This is a genomic window from Candidatus Woesearchaeota archaeon, from assembly GCA_026394965.1.
GTDB lineage: Archaea > Nanobdellota > Nanobdellia > Woesearchaeales > 0-14-0-80-44-23 > JAPLZQ01.
In genome coordinates, this window is record JAPLZQ010000095.1 from 1 (window position 1) to 20107 (window position 20107).

Consider the following 20107-nt stretch of genomic DNA (forward strand, 5'->3'; position numbering starts at 1 on the left):
ATTTCCCCAGATTAAGGAGATTATGTTTGAGACAGACACCTTTACTGCTTCAGAGGAGCAGGTTAGGGCTATATGCAACCTCATCATTAAGAAAAAACTGAAATTTACATGGTCAGCAAATTCAAGGGTTGACACAATTAGGCACGAGGACACCTTTAATCTGATGAAAAGGGCAGGATGCCGTATGCTTCTGATAGGCGCAGAATTCGGAACACAGTGCGCATTGAATGATGTTAAAAAGGACATAACGCCGAAGCTCACAAGGGATTTTGTGCTCGGCGCAAAGAAAGCGGGAATAAAAGTCCATGGGTGCTTTATGATAGGCGCCCCAAATGAGACAAGGGAGAGTGCCCTTGCGACAATAAGGTTTGCAAAGAGCCTTCCATTGGATACAGTCCAGTTTTCAGGAGTTGTTGCATATCCCGGAACTGAGTTTTACACCTGGGCCAAGGAAAAGGGCTACCTTGTCCCAAAGGACTGGACAGAATGGGTTAATGACAATTATGAGCAGGCGACAATCCTCAATTATCCGCAGCTTTCAACAGCAGAGATGAACGAGCTCATAGACAAGGGCTTGAAGGAGTTCTATTTTCAGCCGGGAAAGATTTTATACCATCTTTTCACAATACGCGACTTTTCAGATTTCAAGAGGAAGGCAGGCGGGTTTTTCAGGTTTCTGGATTACCTGAATGGAAAAAAGAAATCAAAAAAGGGAAAGGATCTTCCGCTATGAATAAAGGTGGTTTCAACGGTTGAAATATCAGTTGTTGTTCCGGTCTACAATGGAAAAAGGACAATAAGAAAAACCCTTGATTCCCTTCTCTCCCAGAAAATCGGCAGGAGCTATGAAATAATTGCTGTTGATGACGGAAGCAGGGATGAAACTCCTAAAATTCTTTCAGAATACAGGAAGCGCGGGATAAGGGTTATAACACAGAAAAATGCAGGGCCTGCATCAGCAAGGAATGCCGGATGGAAAAAAGCTAGAGGAAAGATTGTGGCTTTTACTGATTCTGACTGCCGCCCTGTTCAGGACTGGCTTTCCTCAATCACAAAGCCCTTCTCAGACAGGAATGTGGGCGGCGTTGGCGGAACCTACAGGACTGAAAACAGGGACAAGATTCTTGCAAGATACATCGGGCTTGATATTGAACTCAGGCATTCCAGGTTCAAGAGGGAAATTGAGGGAACAGGAAGCTTCTCAATTGCATTCCGCAAAAATCTTCTTGAAAGGACAGGGGGCTTTGATGAGACATACAGAAAGCCTACTGCAGAGGATTTTGACCTCTGCTTTGCAGTTAGAAATCTTGGTAAGAAGATAATATTTGAGCCGAAGGCAATAGTTTACCATTACCATCCTGAGCATTTCTCAAATTTTATGAGAGAGCAGATGAGGCATGCAAGGGCAAGGGCATACATGTACAAAAAATTCACAGGGCGCGTGAAAGGCGAGTCATATACACCTCTTTCCACAATAATAACAGCGCCGCTTAGCTTCCTTTTCATTGCAACATTCCCCCTTTTCTTTTTAGGGAAAATCAATCCTGTTCTTCCAATCATCCCTTCTGCATTTTTTGCTGCGCTTTTTATCCTTGCCCTTCCCCTTTTCTTCTACTGCCTGAAAAAAAGGGATTATTCAGTTGCACTAATCTCAATTCCAGTTCAGCTTTCCCGCTTCTTTGCATGGACTCTTGGGGTATTGGCAGGGTTTATTGACATAATATTCCATAGAAAGGGAAATTTTTAGGGAAATACTTTTTTTTAAAATAATTAACTATTAATTTAATTAAATGTTAATTAAATTTTTTCTCTCCAGTAATCAAGGATGCTTTCAAGTGTTTTCTCTATGCTTATCCTGGGCTGCCAGCCGGTTTCTGCACTGAACTTTTCGTGCGAGCCAAACATAACAGGAACATCAATTTTCCTGAATTTTTTTGGGTCTGATTCCTCCTTTATCTTTGCCCTGCTCATGGAAATTAATATGTCCAGAATTTCTCTTATCGCATATGCCCTTCCTGAGCCGATGTTGTATATTCCCGGCTTGCATTTGTCAAAAAGAGAGTATGCAATTGAAATGTCCCTGACATCTGAGAAGTCCCTTTTCGCTTCAAGGTTTCCGACTTTGATTACAGGCTCTCTTTTCCCTTTCTCAATTTCTGCAATCTGCTTTGCAAAGTCAGAGCACACAAAGTCAGGGCTCTGCCCGGTTCCTGTGTGGTTGAAGCTTCTTGAGATTACTATTGAAAGCGATTTGTATTTTGGAAGGAGGCATATTCCCTCTGCCTCAAGCTTTGACTCTGCATAGGGATTTTCCGGATTCAGCGGATGCTCCTCTGTTATTGGGAAGAACTTTGGCTTGCCATAAACTTCTGCCGATGATATGAAAAGCAGCTTTGCCTTTATGTTTTCCTCAACAAGGGCATCGAGGAGGTTTCTTGTCCCTTCCACATTTATTTTTCTGCAGAGTTCAGGGTTTTCCCATGATTTTGCAACTGAGCTGAATCCTGCAAGATGAAAAACATATTCCGGCTTGAAGTCTGAAACAAGCTTTTTTACATCATCCTTGTTGAGAATGTCAAGCTTTTCATAATCAACCCCTTTTACAATCCTTCCTGGAGAAACAAGATAGGAGCCAATAATTGAATATCCCTTTTTCAGAAGCTCTTCTGCCAGGTATGGTGCAGCAAATCCGTCAATTCCGGTTATGAGCGCTTTTGCCATACTTTCCCTTTATTCTGGATTCTATTTAAAGTTTTCTTTAGAAATATAGATTCTCTAAAATCGGCAAAGTTTAAATATCCCCCCTTTAGATTTATCCAATTATCAAAATGGATTCCAAACAATCTGAAAATAGATTTGTTCGCATAAAATCTCATCTTGGAAAAACATTCAAGGCATTAAACCACAGGAACTACAGGCTCTGGTTTTTCGGGCAGATGGTTTCCCTTTTCGGAACCTGGATGCAGAGCGCTGCGCAGGGCTTCTTTATTTTTGAGCTTACTCACTCTGTTTTCTACCTCGGGCTTGTTGGATTTTTTTTAGGGCTTCCAACCTGGCTCTTCATGCTTTACGGAGGAGTTGTTTCAGACAGGTTTTCCCGAAAGAAAATTCTTCTTATAACCCAATTTTCAATGATGCTTCTTGCATTAATCCTTGCGGGGCTCTATTTCACAGGATGGATTCAACCCTGGCACATACTTGTGCTTTCCTTTCTCTTGGGAACAGCAAATGCCTTTGATGCTCCTGCAAGGCAGTCCTTTGTAGTTGACCTTGTCCCAAGGGAAGACCTGAATAACGCAATTGCCCTTAACGGCACGATGTTCAATGCTTCTGTTGTTGTGGGGCCTGCTCTTGGAGGGCTTGTCTACGCTCTTGTCGGGCCAGGCTGGTGCTTCATAATTAATGCATTTTCCTTTACTGCAGTTATAGGAGGGCTTCTTCTTATGAGGATAGAATATCAAAAAATACGCAAGAGCAAGTTCTCTGCTTTTTCAGAAATAAGAAACGGGCTTTTGTATGTGAGTAAAAATCCCTCAATAATCGGAATTTTTAGCGCAATTGCCTGTTTCAGCCTTTTTGGGCTTGCATTCATCAATCTTCTCCCGGCGTGGTCTGTTAATGTTCTTCACGGGAATTCTGAGACAAACGGGCTTCTTCAGGCAGCAAGGGGCTTTGGAGCCCTTCTTGTTGCGCTTTCAGTTGCATCAATTGGAGTAATCAGAATTAAGGGAAAGCTTCTTACCTCAGGCACTTTTCTTGTTCCCTTTTCAGTTCTTCTTTTTTCATTAATAAAATATGCGCCGATGTCTATTGCAGTTATAATTCTTGTCGGAATTTCGGGCATGCTTGTTTCAAATATGTGCATGACTCTCTTGCAGAATATAACTGCAGATGAATTTCGCGGGCGTGTTTTAAGCATCTACAACCTTGTCTTTTCAGGATTCCTGCCTTTTGGCTCGCTCTGGATTGGAACTGCAGCAGGATTTTTTGGGGAGAAAACAGCAGTTATTATGAGTTCAGGGCTCGCATTCTTGGGTGCACTTGCAATATGGAAGCTGTTCCCGAAATTAAGAAAAATTGAATGAGTTTCCTGATTTATTTTTTCTTGTATCCCAACTTCTTATTATATACTTTATGGCTCAGAATATCCAGAACAAAGCAGATTATCTCAATCTCATCTCCTTTTATTGTGTAGAGCATTCTCCAAAAGTTAGTGAGTTCAACTCTCCACAGGTTTTTTGTATTATATCTTTTAAGATATTCCTTTGGAATCAGATTTTTCTGAATATTGTCGCCGTAAAAAGGATTTGCCCTTAAGAATTCAGATTTTTGCTTTATTGACTTTATCAGTTGAATTTCTTCTGTGTTTTCTTTTCCTTCTGACTTCTGTTTTTCAGCAATATCATTCAATTTTGTGTATTCTTCTTCTGCTTCATCTAAGAGAACTATTTTGACTGCCTTATTCATATTTCAGTTCCTTTTTTTATTAACTCGTTCAGCTCTTTTCTTTCTGTAAAAATCCAAAGAATCCCCTTTGTTCCTATCATTATCTTTCCGCTTACCTGCAGATAGTCCAGTATCTGAAGCTGTGTTTGATGCATAACCTTTCTTGGCAGTTTTCTTTTCAATTCCGCTAAGCTCATCAGTTCTCCGCTTTTGTTCAGCACTTCTTCAACCATAAGAACGGTGTTCAGAGTAGGCGAATGATTTGATGTTACTTTATCTCGCATTTTTTGTTTCATTTTTGTGTGTTCCATAATTTTTATATATCTAATTGATATAAATATATATCTAATAGATATACAAATATATAAATCTTTCTTTTTTTTAAATATTCATAATAGCTTCTTTTTTTCATTTCTATTTATATTTCTTTTCCGCACTTGTCTTTTGTCCTGTGCGAATTTCCGGTTATTTCGGTTTACAGAAAGGGTTTTAAATCTGAATAACGCAGTCGCCATGAACGCCTACCGGCTCTGTTTTCTCAAATCCAGTATACGTCACATTTTGTTAAAAATAGTTAAATTTATATATTTGTGACGTATACTTCTTTTATGGTCAATGTGAGAACAGTCAATAAAGGAACTAAGAAGTATTACTACTTAGAGCACACAATAAGAACAAAGGATGGTTTTTCTAACAAAAGATTATATCTGGGCAATACCCTGCCAAAAACTATCGGTAAAATAAAAGAAAAATTTCTCTATGATTTATTTGAAGAATTATACGGCAAGGAATTAGAAGCCGTAAAAGAGCTCTGGAATAAAGAATACAAGAATTATCCTGCGTCCGCCAAGGAAAAGTACATAGAATCTTTTATGATTAAATTCACCTACAACACCAGCAAAATAGAGGGAAGCACGCTGACATTAAAAGAAACAGCAGATCTTCTCCAGGAACAGGTTACCCCAAGAAATAAGGCATTGAAATTTGTCAGGGAAGCAGAAGCACATAAGACCATATTCTACCAGATGCTGAAGAATAAAAATAAGCTGAACTTAGCAGCTGTTCTTTATTGGCATAAAGAATTATTCAGAGAATCAGACCCTGAAATTGCGGGAAAAATAAGAAAGCACCCTGTAGCGATAGCGAGAAGTAAAGTGGAATTGCCCTTGCCTGTAGAATTGAATATATTATTAAAAGAATTCTTTACATGGTATAATAAATACTATGGAAAGATAAATCCGGTATTAATGGCAGCGCTTGTGCATTTGAAGTTTGTATCCATACACCCGTTCAGCGACGGCAACGGAAGAATATCTAGGCTGATGATGAATCACACGCTGAACAGTTTAGGATATCCTATGCTGAACATAGAATACACGAACAGAAACGCATATTACACAGCGCTGGAGCGAAGCCAGACAAGAAGCAAAGAGGAAACATTCATGTTATATGCAGTAAAAAGGTATTTGAGGGAATACACTTCTTTAAGGAAGCGCAGGCGGCTTTTCTTCCATTAAGCGCACTCTGGAACAGCAGCAGAATAATTGAATGATGTGTTTTTTATAGTTTTTTTATTCTTTCAATGTCAGATTCAACCATCGTCTTAACAAGCGCGGAAAAGCTCATCTTGGGCTTCCAGCCAAGCTCTTTTTTTGCCTTTGCCGTGTCTGCAAGAAGCAGGTTCACATCAGCGGGGCGCATGAATTTCTCATCAACCTTCACATATTTCTGGTAATCCTTTATTCCCGCTGCCTTGAATGCCTCTTCAACAAACTCCCTTACAGTATGGGTTTCGCCTGTTCCTATGACATAGTCTTCCGGTTTTTCCTTCTGGAGCATAAGCCACATCGCTTCAACATAGTCCCCTGCAAATCCCCAGTCCCTCTTGGCATCAAGGTTTCCAAGCCTTAGCTCATCCTGAAGCCCAAGCTTTATCCTTGCGACTCCGTCAGTTATTTTTCTTGTTACAAACTCAATTCCCCTTCTTGGGGATTCATGATTGAACAGTATTCCGTTGCACGCAAACATTCCGTAGCTCTCTCTGTAATTTACTGCCGTCCAGTATCCGAAGAGCTTTGAAACGCCGTAAGGGCTTCTTGGGTAAAAAGGGGTTTTTTCAGACTGGGGAGTTTCAGCTGCCTTTCCAAAAAGCTCGCTGCTGGATGCCTGGTAGAATTTTGCCTTGCATCCGCTGATTCTTAATGCCTCAAGAACATTCAGCACTCCAAGCCCGGTTATCTCTGCTGTTGTTATCGGGCTTTTCCATGAGTGCGCAACAAAAGACATTGAGGCAAGATTGTAAACTTCGTCTGGCTTTGAATATTCCACAGCCCGTATTATTGAGGAAAGGTCTGTCAAGTCCCCCTCAATCAGCTCAATCTTACTTAGAATGTGCTTTATTCTTTCTGTGCTTTCAGTGCTTGTCCTTCTGATAAACCCGTAAACCTTATAATCCTTTGAAAGCAGGAACTCTGCAAGGTAGCTTCCGTCCTGCCCGGTTATTCCTGTTATAAGAGCGCTTTTCTGTTTCATGAATTAATCACCCCACGATTATAATTGATTTCTTTTAATAAATAAGGCATAATGCGGATTTATTTAACTATTTTTAATCAAATTTTTTTTAATCTTTTTTATCCAAATTTTATTTGATATTATATGCAATCTGCTTTAACCATTGTTGTCATCTGCTTTTATTATTAATATTTAACTGTTTTTCGCGCTTTTTATGCATATTATTTTTCAGTAAGATTTATAAAATGACTGCCGCTTATAGAAAGGCATGTCGCAAAAAGAGGTTGTGGGGAAAGAAGAATCTATCTTCAGCAAAAGAATTTTCAATATCAAATGGAGCTGGGTTGTCCTTGCTCTCATCCTTCTTTTAGGGTTTTATTTCAGGGCTTATCACATTGATTACCCCGTCATAGGATACCATAACTGGAAGGAAGTCCATCACCTTTCAGAGGCAAGGAATTATGTTCTTGACGGATTCTCAAAAGACGGGCTTTTCATGCCTCACTATGATGACAACACATTCGGGGAAAATCCCTACGGGCTCCATTCAGACACTTTTCCTCTTGTGCAGATAATGGGCGCTGTGATTTTCAGGATTTTCGGCTACAAGCTCTGGATGGCAAGGATGATAAGCATTATTTTCAATCTCGGCGCTGTCCTTATGTTTTATCTGCTGATAAAACAGCTCTTCAAAAAATATGACAAAAAGGAAGAGCTCTCGCTTACATGCGCGTTTCTTGCTGCAATAAATCCCCTTCTTGTTTTCTTCAGCCACAATTTTGACGACATAAACCCCGCATTGTTTTTCATGCTGGGGTGCGCATTTCTTTATGCAAAATGGGTTGATGAGCAAAAGGGATGGCAGCTTGCGCTTGCAGCGTTATTCGGCGGATTTGCAACTGTCCTGAAATACACTTTTGGGATAATTGCTGTTCCAATCCTCATCACTTTCCCTTACAAAAAGGTGTTTTCTGCGCTTAAAAAATACTGGAAATCCCTTGCAGTATCAGCATTGATGATTTTAGTCTGCCTGAGCTGGATTCCATATGCGTCTTACATGAACAAGATTCATCAGGGAATGTCCTACAGCGCAGTTGAGATTGTTAAAATGAAGGTTACCTGGGGAAACATCCCCCTCCTGTTTTCGCAGGATTTTCTCGTGCCAGTTCTTCTGAGCCCAAATTCCTATGTTGCTGACAACTACTCAAAAATCGGTTTCACATTTGCAGCGCTCGGGTTTGTCCTCCTTTTGATTTTCTGGAAAAAGGGCTTTGGGAACAAGTTTATGTCAGCATACTTCATAGCATTCATTCTTTTTATTGTCGTCGGCTCTGACACATTGCGGGGGCACAGCTACCACCAGTATCCTATTGCTCCCCTGATAATATTTCTCATGGCGTACTTATTCACATTCGTCGGGACTACCCTTGAGAAGTTTTTCAATGTGAAATTCCTTTCCTGGTTTGTGATAATAATTTTCATAGCCCTCCTTATGAAGCCCTCTGTTGATGCAAAGAACAGGCAGTTCAACACCCAGTTCATAGGGCAGGATGTTGCAGGAGATTACATAAAGAAGCATATGCTTCCCGGAGAGAGAATGCTTTTCCCGAGCCACCAAAGCTACGGCGTAATCTGGAACAGCGGGATGAAGGCATATATGTTCCCTGAAAACGCAAGCATAATTCCTCTTATGGAAGAAGAGGCAAATGTGTCATGGGTTTTTGTTTACCAGTGGGGCTTTTCAATACTTGACAACAAGCCGGTTTGGGATTACATAAAGGAGCACTATTCCCTTGCGCAGTTCGGCTTCCAGCAGAATACTGGCTTAATCTACATACTCCTGAAAAAAGGGGGCTCTTTCAATGCCTCAAACATGGAGGAAGTTTCAAATCAGCTCAACGCAATACTTCAGAAGAGCCTTGCCTCTTCAATAAAGTCAAAGGAGTATGAATACACAACAGGCAAGTTTACAATGAATTATTATGATGTGATAGCGTAATCAGAAAAAACATAATCAGAAAAAAAGGAATTATCATTTTCAATCAAGGGTGATTTAATGAAAGTATGCGTTCTTGGAATGGGATACATGGGGCTTCCCACCTCCTGCATCATCTCAAATTCCGGGCACAAGGTAATAGGGATTGACATTGACAAAAAAAGGGTTGAGCTTCTCAACAAGGGAATTCTGCCTTTTGAGGAAAACGGGCTTCCCGAAATATTTGAAAATGCAAGGAAGAACGGCTTTATCGCAAAGTCAGAAGTTGAGGATGCTGATGTTTTCATAATTGAGGTTCCAACCCCAGTTGGCATTAAGGAAAAGAAGGCGGAGCTGAAATATGTGAAATCGGCTGCAGAGATGATTGTTCCATATCTTAAAAAGGGAAATCTTGTGATACTGGAATCAACTGTTCCACCTCTCACATGCAGGAACTTTCTTATCCCAATACTTGAGCGCTCGCATCTTTCGGCAGGAGCTGATTTTTCTGTTGCGCACTGCCCTGAGCGGGCTTTTCCGGGGCAGACCCTTTATGAGCTTGTGAATAATGACAGGGTTATCGGGGGCATTGATGAGAAATCATGCGCTCTTGCAAAAGAGCTTTACTCCTCTTTTGTCAAGGCAAAAATCTCAACAACAGACACTACAACAGCTGAATTTGTAAAGCTTTCTGAGAACACATTCAGGGACATAAACATTGCCCTTGCTAATGAATTCGCGCTGATATGCGAGCAGATAGGAGTGGATTCCCATGAGGCAATAGCGCTTGCAAACAGGCATCCCCGAGTTAAGATATTGTCTCCAGGCCCGGGTGTTGGTGGGCACTGCATCGCAGTTGACCCCTGGTTCATGACTGAGGTTACTGACAGGGCAAAAATAATCCCCCTTGCGAGGAAGATAAATGACAGGATGCCTTCTCATGTTGTTGAACTTGCAGAGAAGATGCTTTCAGGAATTGAAAATCCAGTTGTTTCAGTGCTGGGAGTTTCATACAAGGCAGATGTGGATGACACAAGGGAAAGCCCTGCAATAGGAGTGATAAAGCTTGCAAAGAGGAAGGGATGGAAGGTAAAGATTCATGACCCGATTGCAAAGCGGTTTGAATACAGGATGACTGACCTTGAAAGCGCACTTTCTGGCTCTGACTGCGCAATCATTGTTGCAAACCACAAGGAATTCCTTGACATTGACTTTTCAAAATTCGGAATGAGGAATAAGAACATCCTTGACACAAGAAACTTCCTTAACCATGAAAAGCTCAGAAAGGAAGGGTTTAAGGTTTTTGTCCTCGGAAACGGAAAGAGCATAGCATAAAAGCATGACATATTAACATATGAATTGAGCAGCAGGAAATAGTATGAAGGAATAAAAAAATGAAAATATGTATCCTTGTAGGAACGCGCCCTGAAATAATAAAGATGGCGCCGGTAATAAGGGAGTGCGAAAGAAGGAAGCTTGACTTCTTTATTGTCCATTCAGGGCAGCACTATTCCTACAATATGGACAAAATTTTCTTTGAGGAGCTGAAGCTTCCTGAGCCGAAATACAACCTTGAGGTTGGCTCAGGCGCCCACTACGCCCAGACAGCGCTGATTCTTGAGAGGATTGGAGAGGTTTTTTCAAAAGAAAAGCCGGATGTTCTTATTGTCCAAGGCGATACAAACACTGTTTTTGCAGGAGCAATAACAGCGTCCAAGATGGGAATAAGGGTTGCCCATGTGGAAGCAGGATTAAGGAGCTATGACAGAAGCATGCCTGAGGAAATCAACAGAATTCTAACTGACCACTGCTCTGACCTGCTCTTTGCCCCTACAAAGCTCCAGAGGAAAATCCTGATAAAAGAAGGGATTCCGAAAGAAAGGATATTTGTAACCGGAAACACAATAGTTGATTCAGTGCGTGAGAATATAAAATTCAGCGATGGAAAAATCCTTGAAAAGTTCGGGCTGAAAAAGGGAAATTATTTCCTGATTACAGCTCACAGGCAGGAGAATGTTGAAGACAAAACGCGCCTTGAAGGCATTCTTAATGGGATAAAAATGCTTTATGACAAGTTCGGGCTTCAGATAATCTATCCGCTCCATCCAAGGACAAAAAAGAAGATTGAGGAATTCAATCTTTCCATTCCAAAGGAAATAATAATTGCAGAGCCCCTGGGCTTCCTTGAATTCCTGAGGCTTGAATCTGATTCCGCCTTAATCCTAACTGATTCAGGCGGATTGCAGGAAGAGGCATGCATCCTTAAAGTTCCCTGCGTTACTTTGAGAGACAATACCGAGCGCCCTGAGACAATAGAAGCAGGCGCAAACATGCTTTCAGGAATAAATCCTGAAAAGATAGTTGAATGCGCAGGAAAGATGCTCGCAGCCAGGCGCGACTGGAAGAACCCTCTTGGAAAAGGGAAGAGCGCAAGGAAAATAATTGATGCAATTCTTGACTGCAAATAATCATATCCTGCTGCGAACAATATGTTATTCCTGACTGTTTATTCCCTGATTTTTTCTGGAAAATTCATTAAATGCAGGTTATTCCCTCTTTAAAGCGGGATTTTAGCAAATTATTTAAACATATTTCGCATTTTTTGCCTTTATGATAACAGTAATAACCCCCATGTTCAATGAGGAAGAGTGCATTAGCGCAAATATAAGGAAGCTTTCAGCAGCAATAGATGGAATTGGAGAGGATTGGGAATTAATTATTGTTGATGATGGCAGCACAGACAAATCTCTTGAGTATGCAAAATCCGCAATGAAGGAAAAGAAGAACATAAGGATTCTCTCATACAAGCCGAATCGAGGGCGGGGATACGCGTTAAGGCAGGGATTCTCCCATGCAAAGGGCGACATAATAATCACCACAGAGTCAGACCTGAGCTGGGGCGCTGACATTGTTAGGAAGCTTTTTTATGCAATCAATAAATCAAATTATGACATTGTGATTGCAAGCCCCCACAAGAAAGGCGGCGGGTTTGTCAATGTCCCGTTTTTCAGGGTTCTCCTTACAACAGTTGGGAATAAGATTCTCGGGCGCGCATTTCCAGGAAACTTAACCATGCTTAGCGGGATGACAAGGGCATACAAGAGGGAAGTTATTGATTCATTGGAGCTTATTTCAGACGGCAAGGAGATTCACCCAGAGATAATCTCAAAGGCATATGCTTTAGGATTCAGGGCAACCGAGATTCCCGCGATTCTTAAGTGGACCGGAAAAAGAACAGGGAGAAGGTCAACATTTGATGCAAAGAAGCTCATGTTTTCCCATCTCATGCTGGGCTTCAATGAAGGCCCGCTGATTATTCTCGGCTCAATCGGGATGTCCTTTATGCTGATAGGGATAATTGCAGCATTTTACTCATTCCACCTCTGGCTTACAGAGTCCCTTTCAAACCACATTCCAATTGTGATGTTCACTCTTATAATGCTCAGCCTGGGGGTGCAGACTCTTGTTTTCTCATTCCTTGCATACCAGAACAGGGAGCTGAGAAACGAGATTTTCAGAATGGAAGGTAATCTCCTGAAGATTAGAAAGGGCAAGTGATTAATTGATTATTTAAGAAATTATAATTTTTTTATTATCTCTCTGTCTTTTTATTTCTCAGCGAGTATTACAAAGAATCCCGCGATTCCCGGAATTATCAGGCTTACAATTGTGTTTGTAAGTGAGATTGCAACAGCAGCCTCAAATCCTATTCCTATGAGCCCGAAAAGGTATGCAACCATTGCTTCTGTTGAGCCGATTCCGTTAAGCGTAAGCGGGAAAAGCCGTGCAAGCATGAAAAGAGAGGAAACTGCAAGGAGGTAAAAAAAGCTGACATCTGCCGAATATGCAATGCATATCAGGTAAAGCTGAGAGTATGTTACAATCCACCCGGCAATTGAAAGCAGAATTGTTCTTAATTTCAGCCCTGAATCAAGGGTGAATGTTTTAACAAGCTTTTTTTCATCCAGCTTATTCCTCTTTAATGCTGCCAGAAATTTATTCAAAATCTTCCATGGGAGAATCCTTGGGAAAAAAACAACTGCGCTGCACATCAAGAGGCAGAATAGTGATATAAGAAAAAAGCTTGTCATCCTGAAAATAAGAGAAGAGATTCCTGATATTATGAAAAGGGAGAGAAGCGCTATTATCTTGTCCACAATGCTTGCGGAAATCATCTCCTCTTTTATCCTATGCCTTTTGTATCCGTAATAAGCCTTTGCAAAGTCGCCTGTGCTTGCAGGCATAAAGATATTCAGGGCAGAGCCTATCAGGGCAAGTTTGAATGAGTCGTTTGTGGATATTGAGAAGCCCTCCTTGTTGATTATTAATTTGAACCTTATTGCGCGAAGGAGCATTCCCGGATAGATGAGGGCAGCTGACAAGAGAAAAAGCCAGATGTTCATTCCTTTTATGCTTTCTGAAAGAGCCTTAAAGTCCGCAATCCTAAAGAGGAAGAATATTATGAGAGCAGATACTGCAATCTTTACTGCTATTGAAAACCACGAATTTTTTCCTCTCTTTTTCACAATATTCCCTCTAAAAAATCATTTCTAAAAAGTATTAATGACTATTTCTTTTTTCCTTTGCCTTCATCAATTTTTTCAAGCGCAAGCTTTCTTATTATCCTTGTTATGTCCTGCTCAATTTTCTCCATCTTGACATAAATTCGAAATACCATGTACAAAAGAAGGACAACGCTCACATAAACTACAAGGTCAGAGCCCCTTGAGATTCCCAGGAATTCAGATGCCATGAAAGTCAGCTTCTGGAAAAAAACAGCTATCCCAATTCCCGCCCATATGAGAGTCCAAAGCAGAAGCTGCTTGACATTTATCTTTTTCTCCCTAAATCTCAGAAGCGCCCTTGTCCACGCAAAAAGAATGAAAACAAAAGCAGCTATTTTCAGGAAATGCATCATTTTATCACCCTCCTACAAAATCTCTTGCTAAATTATTATCTCATCCACCAGTTTATGAAAAGCTTCATCATTATGCGGAAGCCGTTTATTGTGCTCTGCCCCTTTCGCAGGGAGTATTCGCTGTATATTGCTTTTATCGGAACCTCTTTCAGCCTAAGCTTCTTGTCCCCAATCTCCCGGATTATTTCTGAACTTACTTCCATTGCATTTGTCCTTATATCCATTTTCTCTGCAGCATTTTTTGAGAATGCCCTTAGCCCTGACTGCGAGTCTGTCACAAACACCCCGAAAAGCAGGTATGTGAAAAAATTAAGCCCCCAGTTTCCAACTCTTCTTACAAATGGCATGCCTTTTGAATTAACAAGCCTTGAGCCTATTGCAACATCAGCCTCTCCCCTTCTTATCGGAGCAGCCACTTTTTTTATGTCAGAAACATCATGCTGTCCGTCTGAGTCAAATGTAACTATGATTTCAGCGCCCATCTTAAGAGCAGCTGAAATCCCTGTTCCGAGAGCGCCCCCCAATCCGCGGTTTATGAAATGCCGGATGAGGATAACTCCCTCTTTTTCGGCAATGGCGGAAGTTTTATCCCTGCTTCCGTCATCAACAACAATTATATTGTTGTATCCGGAATGCTTAAGGCTCCTAATCACGCCGGCTATTGCCTTTTCCTCATTATAAGCAGGCATGACTATGAAAAGCCTTTTTCCCTTCCTTCCTTTCCCGCTGATTTTTTTCTCTGGCATTTTGGTCTTATCTGTTTCTTCGCCGAATAATTCCCTACTTTTTTCCGTCCCAAAGAACCTTCCAGGTGTAGATGTCCTCTCCGGTAAGCTCTTTCTGCTGGTCAAAAAGCTCAAAATGCGAAAGCCCTGCGCCGTTAAGGAAGAACAGCCGTGTGAAAATGCTCTTTGAAAGTTCCGGAGATGAGACTGTTGTGCTGTAGCCGTTGTTTGAAGAGAGCACTATTGAGTATGGGAAATCCGGATTTTCATAATGTTTCTCATCCACATCCCCTGTGCTTGTCACATACACAAACGAGTGGGGCAGAAGCCTTCCCTGCGGAACCTCTATTCCTGCATCCCTTGTTGTCAGGTTTATCACAATGCTTATTGTCTGCCCCTGAATGTTGTTCAGGCAGGTTATTGTTAAGTTGTCAGAGCTGCAGCTTCCCCCTATTGATATGTAAGCTGGCCAGGGTGAAATCCAGTTTTCATCATCCCTGCTTGTTGAAAGCGACTGAACATCATATACTGCCCTCTCAATCTGCTCATCTGAGTAGTTGAACTCCTCTTTCATGAATTTCTTGGCTTCCTCAACTTTTGAATTTTTTATGCTCAAAAGTATCTTTGCCTTTTCAAAATCCCATAGCCCGAAATGAGCCCACACCCCTGATTTTCCAATCATGTCTCCGCTTGTGATAAGGTAATCCTCAGGCGGGTTGCAGTGCGTCTCTTTAAGGACTCTTTCAGCATCCTCTTTTGTTATGTGCTTTAGAAGTTCTTTTTCTGCGCTGCTTCTGTCCATCATTATTATGCTTCTCAGCAGCTTGACTGACTTTTCAGTGTCATTCAGTGTGCTGTCTACTATGTCAAATGAGTCTGTGGCGCCGCAGTCAAGCATTCTGAGGACTGCAATTGCCTCATCCTCATTTTCTGTTGCAAGTATCCTTCCAAGCCAGTATGCCTGGGGCCTGTTCTGAGTTGCCCCATCTGCTGATACAGCCCTGTCTCCGACATATTTGAACCAGTGCCCGAAATCCCACCATGAGTTTATTATTGCATCCTGGGATGAATTGTTCTTTATTTTTGTGAGAGCATCATACCATGCATCATTCATATTTGGAATGTATCCCCTTCCTGACTCATATCCTGCTTTAATTGGGTTTATCAGCATAACCATGAAAAGCAAAAAGATTATTGCTCCGGCAATTCCCTTTTCAATTTTGAATTCCTTTGAGGCAAAATCATTGAGCCACTTGTGGAAGCTTCCAATTGCTATTCCCACTGCAACTGCAAATGCAGGAACAAGGAGCATGCTGAACCTGCTTCCGGTAAGTGTTGCATAATATGTTCCAAAAAACCATATTATGAGAAGGATTCCTATCTTTATGTCAAAATGCCCGTGGGAATCTTTCTTGAAAAATGCGATTATTATCCCTAAAATTGAAAGCACAAAAAACAGCCACCCTCCGACTATTGTGAGTATAGTGTCAAATGTCCCCGGATTCATTTCTGCAACAGTAAGATAAATGTTCGGCCAGAGAGCTTCATGAACAACTTCTTTTATCAGCAGGAAATTCAGCGGCTCAATTGGCGCCATGTAAAATGTTGAAAATCCAGAGAATATGCTTACAAACACGCATGAGGATAGTATAAGAGCAGCAGTCATAAAAATTGCATTCTTAAACGACTTGCTTCTGATTGCCTTTCCAATGCTTTTTTCCCTTTTGTAATTTGCAAAGACAAGGTATGCAAGGTATATTCCCATCGCGCCCATCACAAAGTCAAATATGTACCACCAGCCAGGCCAGGCAACGCTGAAAATCCCCATGAAAAGCCCGGTGAGCCCCATAAAAGCGAACCTTGCCTTGTTGTTCTTGGCTTCAAATCCCTCAATGATGCTCCACACTATAAGAATTGGGAAAACAACATTGTATACATCTGTGTCAGAGCCAATTGTCCTTGTGATGAACATTGGGTTTACTGAAACCAGGACTGAAGTTATTACCGCGCCTGTGTTTCCGGCAAGCTTCTTCCCTATGAAGAATGCTGCAACTGCGCCTATTAATGCAAAAACGAGAGGAGTATAGAAAGACGCCTGCATTGTAGTCATGTTCCTGTTGAATGCCTTAAGCACACGATAAAGCCAGGCAATTGAATATGGATGAAGTGAAAAATAAACCGGAGCGCCCAGCGGAGCAGTCATGTGGTTGTCCCATTCAATTGTGTCATTCACAAGAATGTCGCCCTGCCTCCCGTATTTTACAATATTATCCGCATATCTCAGGAAGAAGTATGAGTCCAAATCCCCAAGGTAAGTATAGCTCTTTCCGTTAACATCATACTGGAGCTTTGCCTTGAAAAAATTGGCTGTCTCCTTAACCTGCCCTGAAATCACGCTTCCCTGCGTTTTCAAAAGCTCGCTGAACTGCTTCTCAACCAGGAGCTGTCTGTTCTCCTCAGGAAGGTTCGGGTAAAGCGAGTTAACCTGCGCAGATATCGTGTTCCGGTAATATCCGTAAACGCTGCTCTCTGCCCAGTCATTTGTAATTGAAAGCACATTTGGCTGTATCCTTATGAAAATAGTAAGAATTATGGGTATCAAAAGCAGGAGATAGGAAATCTTTTCATTTTTAAGAAATTTGAATGCGCCCTTCCGGCTGAAATTTTCCTCATTTTCCTGCTCTTCATTTCCTGGTTTTTTTGCCCTGAAATTCCAGTTTTTCCTTTTGGCTTTTTCCGGGCGCGCTTTTGCCTCTTCTTCAGATTTTCCTCTTCTGAATGCTTTTCTCAGGTCAAATGAGAACTCATCATCTTTTGGGCTCTCTTCTTTTGTTTTTTCAGATTCAGTTTTATTCTCAATTATTTCTGCATCTATGGCATCATTTTTTCCAGCATTATCTTCCATTAAAGCACCCCTCTTAAAAATAGTATCCTAAAGTGTTATGCTTCAATTCATGGTTTATTCATTATTTATAAAGATTTTCCTTGCAGGGACAGAATGCGGTTTTAGAACGCATTTTTCAGGAAATAAATCAGGCGCGGCTCTTCAAGGAGGGCGTTTAATCCGAGGGAAAACATCCTGTCCCTGCTTTTTTCCCCAATAAGTTTATTCATCCTTCTGCTTCCAAGAATCTTTATTATCTCTTCTGTCTCCTGTTCATTGCACCTGTTGAGGATTTTTCTAACAACAAGAGAAGCGTATAAGTCGGGAAAAAGCTCTTTTGCGCACATGAGGGAATAGCTTTTCTTTTCAAGGATTGAGCGCGAGAGTATTTTCGCTGCCTTAAGCCCGGGAACAATGCCGCCGAAAGTTGTTGCCTTTACCTGCCTTGCAGAATCGCCCAAAAGGAAAACATTCCCCTTCTGTATTTTCTGGAAAGGGCTGAAAAGGGGTATCAATCCGGCATTCTTTTCAGTGCTTGTTAAAACTGAATTCCTCCAGGATTTTCCAAACACTCTCCGCAGAAATGCATTAAATTTTATTCCGGAATCGCGCTCAAATGCAACTCCAATCCTTGCTGTTTTTTCATCCAGGGGGACAATCCACCCTATTCCTTTTTTAAGAAGGAAAAAGTCAATGAAGTTCTCATTTTTGTATTTTGTGACAATCTGCGTTCCAGTTAAAAAACCGCTTCTCCGGAAAAGCCCGAAAGCGCGTGCAACGCTTGATGAAGGGCCGTCTGCCCCAACCAGCATTTCAGTGTTTATTGCTTTAATTCCTTTTTTATTCCTTATTTTCATCTCAAGCCCGCTCTTTTCAAATGTCATTCCCTCAAACCTTGAGTTTAAGTGGAATTTGGCGCCTTCTGATTCTGCCTTTTCAGCAATGCTTCTGTCAAATTTTCTCCTGTCGACAATGATATTCTCATTGACAGAAAGAGATGCATAATTTCCGCTTTCAGAAAAAACCCTTGCCTTGCCTGACTTGTTTATTATTGAGTTCTCATCGGGTTTTGCTATCCTGTATATCTCTTCGGAGATTATCCCTGTGCACTGAACTGGGCTGCCTATTCTCTGATGCTCCTCAAAAACAGAGACCTTCTCCCCTTCCCTTGAGAGAAGGTATGCAAGCTGGCTTCCGCAAGGCCCTGCGCCGATTATGGATATCATTTCTTTTCCGGCAAACTAATCCCTCTTTTATATCTTTTTGCTTATTCTCCATTTAAATTGCCATTTTTAAATGCTCCTTTTCTGTATTCCCTACCGAATGGTGACAAAACGAAAGATTTATATATGTCACACTCCTTTTCAGCTAAAATTCAAGTGTATTATATTGTCGTTTAATTATGGTAATGTGGGGGTGTCTTAATGAATAAGTTCAAGAAAGGATTAGTTTCACTCATTGCAGCTGCAACAATATGCGCCGGAGGAGTTTTTTCCCAGCCAGCACACACAATAAAAAGCGAGCAGCAGGATGTTCCGTATGAGACAATTGAAGAGACTCTTGGCGGATTCACAGGCGGATGGAGCAATGAATCTGAGATGACTCCTGAGGAAAAGGAGAGCTTTGGAAGATACACAAAGGCATTTGAGACATTCATGACTCCTGAACTCTTAATTGAACTTACAAAGAATTATTCTGATATGGAGAAGCTTAACCTCACCCTTTCAGACGGCGACAAGAAAAACGGAGAATTCATCAACGGAAAGGAAACGGTTTATTTCATAAACAACGGCAAAGAGTCCCCTCTTGTGTGCAAGATTGAGGATGACAAGGGCAATTTCTATTACGGATTCTCAAACCTTTCAAAATGCCTTTCAGATGGCATTGAGAAGCAGGTTCATGACACAGCATCAAGAAAGACAGAGGAGGAATTCTCGAAGCTTGAATGCGCATGCAACGGCGGAGTGAATTTCAATTACAATTTTGCAAGGGCGCTAATCAACGGCGAAGGGCTGTACAAGCCGCGCCTTGACTCAATTGTTTCTGCAATTGAGCTTGCCACAACTGACGCAACAGGACTACAGAGGAAAAATGCACTTCTGAAGCTTTCTGACGGAATTTACTCATACCCGGCTAATTATGAAATCAATGATGAAAGGACATTCCGGCTTTACACCGGCGATGATGTTAACATTGCAATGAGGATGGATACAGGATATTTTGATGCTCAAAAGAAAGTTTTCTGCGGGCACATATCATTTTACAACAAGACAGACAACACAAATAAATTCAAGCAGAAGATAAGCGCTGCAAATTACACTTATACAGGGCAGGAGGGGCAAATCCATTTCAATCTGGCAAAGGACATTATGGAATGCGCAACTCAGGAATACCTTGAAAGGCATCCTACAGAGGACTTTACAACAAACAGCCCCAAGGCAGAGTGAGGCGAAAAAAATGAGTATTGATGATAAGATTGATTGGCGTGTTGGTATGGCTTCGGTAAGCATACTAAGAAATTTCGTTGAGGAATACATAAAAGCCAGCACGATAAAAGGCAAGTATGAAGGTAAGTTTGAAGCACTAATCCAATATTCAGAACTGACAGATTATTTAAAAAAGAACGAGTGAGGCAGTGAGGCGAAAAA

The 20107-nt window shown here is 41.3% G+C and carries 19 protein-coding genes; 10 read left to right on the top strand and 9 right to left on the bottom strand.

Annotated features, from left to right (window positions below):
- Both NTV63_04005 and NTV63_04010 read left to right on the top strand, forming a co-directional pair.
- A partial coding sequence (locus NTV63_04005; protein MCX6710083.1) for a B12-binding domain-containing radical SAM protein occupies window positions 1–733 on the top strand: 733 nt, incomplete at its 5' end.
- A 6-nt stretch (window positions 734–739) separates the two neighbouring features.
- The gene (locus NTV63_04010) at window positions 740–1747 is read left to right on the top strand and encodes a glycosyltransferase (protein ID MCX6710084.1); all 1008 of its coding nucleotides are present in this window, start codon (window positions 740–742) and stop codon (window positions 1745–1747) included.
- Window positions 1748–1797: 50 nt separating this feature from the next.
- Here the strand turns inward: NTV63_04010 and NTV63_04015 are convergent, their stop codons facing one another.
- Window positions 1798–2721 carry a GDP-mannose 4,6-dehydratase gene (locus NTV63_04015; GenBank protein MCX6710085.1) on the bottom strand — a complete coding sequence of 308 codons (924 nt, stop codon included), beginning with the start codon at window positions 2719–2721 and terminating at the stop codon, window positions 1798–1800.
- 107 nt (window positions 2722–2828) lie between these two features.
- Here NTV63_04015 and NTV63_04020 point away from each other — a divergent pair, with 107 nt between their 5' ends.
- Complete coding sequence (locus NTV63_04020) at window positions 2829–4085, top strand: MFS transporter (protein ID MCX6710086.1); 1257 nt, start codon at window positions 2829–2831, stop codon at window positions 4083–4085.
- Between the two features lie 10 nt (window positions 4086–4095).
- Here NTV63_04020 and NTV63_04025 read toward each other — a convergent pair whose 3' ends face one another.
- Window positions 4096–4467 carry a hypothetical protein gene (locus NTV63_04025; GenBank protein MCX6710087.1) on the bottom strand — a complete coding sequence of 124 codons (372 nt, stop codon included), beginning with the start codon at window positions 4465–4467 and terminating at the stop codon, window positions 4096–4098.
- Window positions 4464–4730 (bottom strand): hypothetical protein, encoded by a 267-nt coding sequence (locus NTV63_04030; GenBank protein MCX6710088.1) that lies wholly within the window; start codon window positions 4728–4730, stop codon window positions 4464–4466. The genes NTV63_04025 and NTV63_04030 overlap by 4 nt, the downstream gene beginning before the upstream one ends.
- Window positions 4731–5054: 324 nt before the next feature.
- Between NTV63_04030 and NTV63_04035 the strand changes: the two genes are divergently transcribed.
- Window positions 5055–5963 (top strand): Fic family protein, encoded by a 909-nt coding sequence (locus NTV63_04035; protein MCX6710089.1) that lies wholly within the window; start codon window positions 5055–5057, stop codon window positions 5961–5963.
- A 43-nt stretch (window positions 5964–6006) separates the two neighbouring features.
- Here NTV63_04035 and gmd read toward each other — a convergent pair whose 3' ends face one another.
- Window positions 6007–6978: a GDP-mannose 4,6-dehydratase gene (gmd, locus tag NTV63_04040; protein ID MCX6710090.1), complete on the bottom strand. Its 972-nt coding sequence runs from the start codon at window positions 6976–6978 to the stop codon at window positions 6007–6009.
- Window positions 6979–7225: 247 nt separating this feature from the next.
- Here gmd and NTV63_04045 point away from each other — a divergent pair, with 247 nt between their 5' ends.
- The 4 genes from NTV63_04045 to NTV63_04060 all read left to right on the top strand — a co-directional run bounded on the left by NTV63_04045 (window position 7226) and on the right by NTV63_04060 (window position 12490).
- Window positions 7226–8956: a glycosyltransferase family 39 protein gene (locus NTV63_04045; GenBank protein MCX6710091.1), complete on the top strand. Its 1731-nt coding sequence runs from the start codon at window positions 7226–7228 to the stop codon at window positions 8954–8956.
- Window positions 8957–9013: 57 nt separating this feature from the next.
- Window positions 9014–10267 carry a nucleotide sugar dehydrogenase gene (locus NTV63_04050; protein ID MCX6710092.1) on the top strand — a complete coding sequence of 418 codons (1254 nt, stop codon included), beginning with the start codon at window positions 9014–9016 and terminating at the stop codon, window positions 10265–10267.
- A 59-nt stretch (window positions 10268–10326) separates the two neighbouring features.
- Window positions 10327–11400: a UDP-N-acetylglucosamine 2-epimerase (non-hydrolyzing) gene (wecB, locus tag NTV63_04055; protein ID MCX6710093.1), complete on the top strand. Its 1074-nt coding sequence runs from the start codon at window positions 10327–10329 to the stop codon at window positions 11398–11400.
- A gap of 142 nt (window positions 11401–11542) precedes the next feature.
- Window positions 11543–12490, top strand: a complete 948-nt coding sequence (locus tag NTV63_04060) for a glycosyltransferase family 2 protein (protein ID MCX6710094.1) — start codon at window positions 11543–11545, stop codon at window positions 12488–12490.
- A gap of 50 nt (window positions 12491–12540) precedes the next feature.
- Here NTV63_04060 and NTV63_04065 read toward each other — a convergent pair whose 3' ends face one another.
- The 5 genes from NTV63_04065 to NTV63_04085 form a co-directional block, all read right to left on the bottom strand.
- A complete protein-coding gene (locus tag NTV63_04065) occupies window positions 12541–13458 on the bottom strand; it encodes a lysylphosphatidylglycerol synthase transmembrane domain-containing protein (protein MCX6710095.1) in 918 nt (305 codons plus the stop codon).
- A 41-nt stretch (window positions 13459–13499) separates the two neighbouring features.
- Window positions 13500–13850: a DUF2304 family protein gene (locus NTV63_04070; protein ID MCX6710096.1), complete on the bottom strand. Its 351-nt coding sequence runs from the start codon at window positions 13848–13850 to the stop codon at window positions 13500–13502.
- A gap of 35 nt (window positions 13851–13885) precedes the next feature.
- Window positions 13886–14596 (bottom strand): glycosyltransferase family 2 protein, encoded by a 711-nt coding sequence (locus NTV63_04075; protein MCX6710097.1) that lies wholly within the window; start codon window positions 14594–14596, stop codon window positions 13886–13888.
- Window positions 14597–14630: 34 nt separating this feature from the next.
- Window positions 14631–17480: a hypothetical protein gene (locus NTV63_04080; protein ID MCX6710098.1), complete on the bottom strand. Its 2850-nt coding sequence runs from the start codon at window positions 17478–17480 to the stop codon at window positions 14631–14633.
- A 101-nt stretch (window positions 17481–17581) separates the two neighbouring features.
- The gene (locus NTV63_04085; protein ID MCX6710099.1) at window positions 17582–18685 is read right to left on the bottom strand and encodes an NAD(P)/FAD-dependent oxidoreductase; all 1104 of its coding nucleotides are present in this window, start codon (window positions 18683–18685) and stop codon (window positions 17582–17584) included.
- A gap of 198 nt (window positions 18686–18883) precedes the next feature.
- Here NTV63_04085 and NTV63_04090 point away from each other — a divergent pair, with 198 nt between their 5' ends.
- Window positions 18884–19906: a hypothetical protein gene (locus tag NTV63_04090; GenBank protein MCX6710100.1), complete on the top strand. Its 1023-nt coding sequence runs from the start codon at window positions 18884–18886 to the stop codon at window positions 19904–19906.
- Between the two features lie 10 nt (window positions 19907–19916).
- Entirely contained in the window at window positions 19917–20090 is a 174-nt protein-coding gene (locus tag NTV63_04095) for a hypothetical protein (protein MCX6710101.1), read from the top strand.
- Window positions 20091–20107 lie beyond the last annotated feature (17 nt).

What these genes read in the sequence shown, in the direction of transcription:
- NTV63_04015 (MCX6710085.1), bottom strand. Translation starts at nt 2,721, where the DNA reads ATGGCAAAAGCGCTCATAACCGGAATTGACGGATTTGCTGCACCATAC.
- NTV63_04020 (MCX6710086.1), top strand. Translation starts at nt 2,829, where the DNA reads ATGGATTCCAAACAATCTGAAAATAGATTTGTTCGCATAAAATCTCAT.
- NTV63_04025 (MCX6710087.1), bottom strand. Translation starts at nt 4,467, where the DNA reads ATGAATAAGGCAGTCAAAATAGTTCTCTTAGATGAAGCAGAAGAAGAA.
- NTV63_04030 (MCX6710088.1), bottom strand. Translation starts at nt 4,730, where the DNA reads ATGCGAGATAAAGTAACATCAAATCATTCGCCTACTCTGAACACCGTT.
- NTV63_04035 (MCX6710089.1), top strand. Translation starts at nt 5,055, where the DNA reads ATGGTCAATGTGAGAACAGTCAATAAAGGAACTAAGAAGTATTACTAC.
- gmd (MCX6710090.1), bottom strand. Translation starts at nt 6,978, where the DNA reads ATGAAACAGAAAAGCGCTCTTATAACAGGAATAACCGGGCAGGACGGA.
- NTV63_04045 (MCX6710091.1), top strand. Translation starts at nt 7,226, where the DNA reads ATGTCGCAAAAAGAGGTTGTGGGGAAAGAAGAATCTATCTTCAGCAAA.
- NTV63_04050 (MCX6710092.1), top strand. Translation starts at nt 9,014, where the DNA reads ATGAAAGTATGCGTTCTTGGAATGGGATACATGGGGCTTCCCACCTCC.
- wecB (MCX6710093.1), top strand. Translation starts at nt 10,327, where the DNA reads ATGAAAATATGTATCCTTGTAGGAACGCGCCCTGAAATAATAAAGATG.
- NTV63_04060 (MCX6710094.1), top strand. Translation starts at nt 11,543, where the DNA reads ATGATAACAGTAATAACCCCCATGTTCAATGAGGAAGAGTGCATTAGC.
- NTV63_04070 (MCX6710096.1), bottom strand. Translation starts at nt 13,850, where the DNA reads ATGATGCATTTCCTGAAAATAGCTGCTTTTGTTTTCATTCTTTTTGCG.
- NTV63_04075 (MCX6710097.1), bottom strand. Translation starts at nt 14,596, where the DNA reads ATGCCAGAGAAAAAAATCAGCGGGAAAGGAAGGAAGGGAAAAAGGCTT.
- NTV63_04080 (MCX6710098.1), bottom strand. Translation starts at nt 17,480, where the DNA reads ATGGAAGATAATGCTGGAAAAAATGATGCCATAGATGCAGAAATAATT.
- NTV63_04085 (MCX6710099.1), bottom strand. Translation starts at nt 18,685, where the DNA reads ATGATATCCATAATCGGCGCAGGGCCTTGCGGAAGCCAGCTTGCATAC.
- NTV63_04090 (MCX6710100.1), top strand. Translation starts at nt 18,884, where the DNA reads ATGAATAAGTTCAAGAAAGGATTAGTTTCACTCATTGCAGCTGCAACA.
- NTV63_04095 (MCX6710101.1), top strand. Translation starts at nt 19,917, where the DNA reads ATGAGTATTGATGATAAGATTGATTGGCGTGTTGGTATGGCTTCGGTA.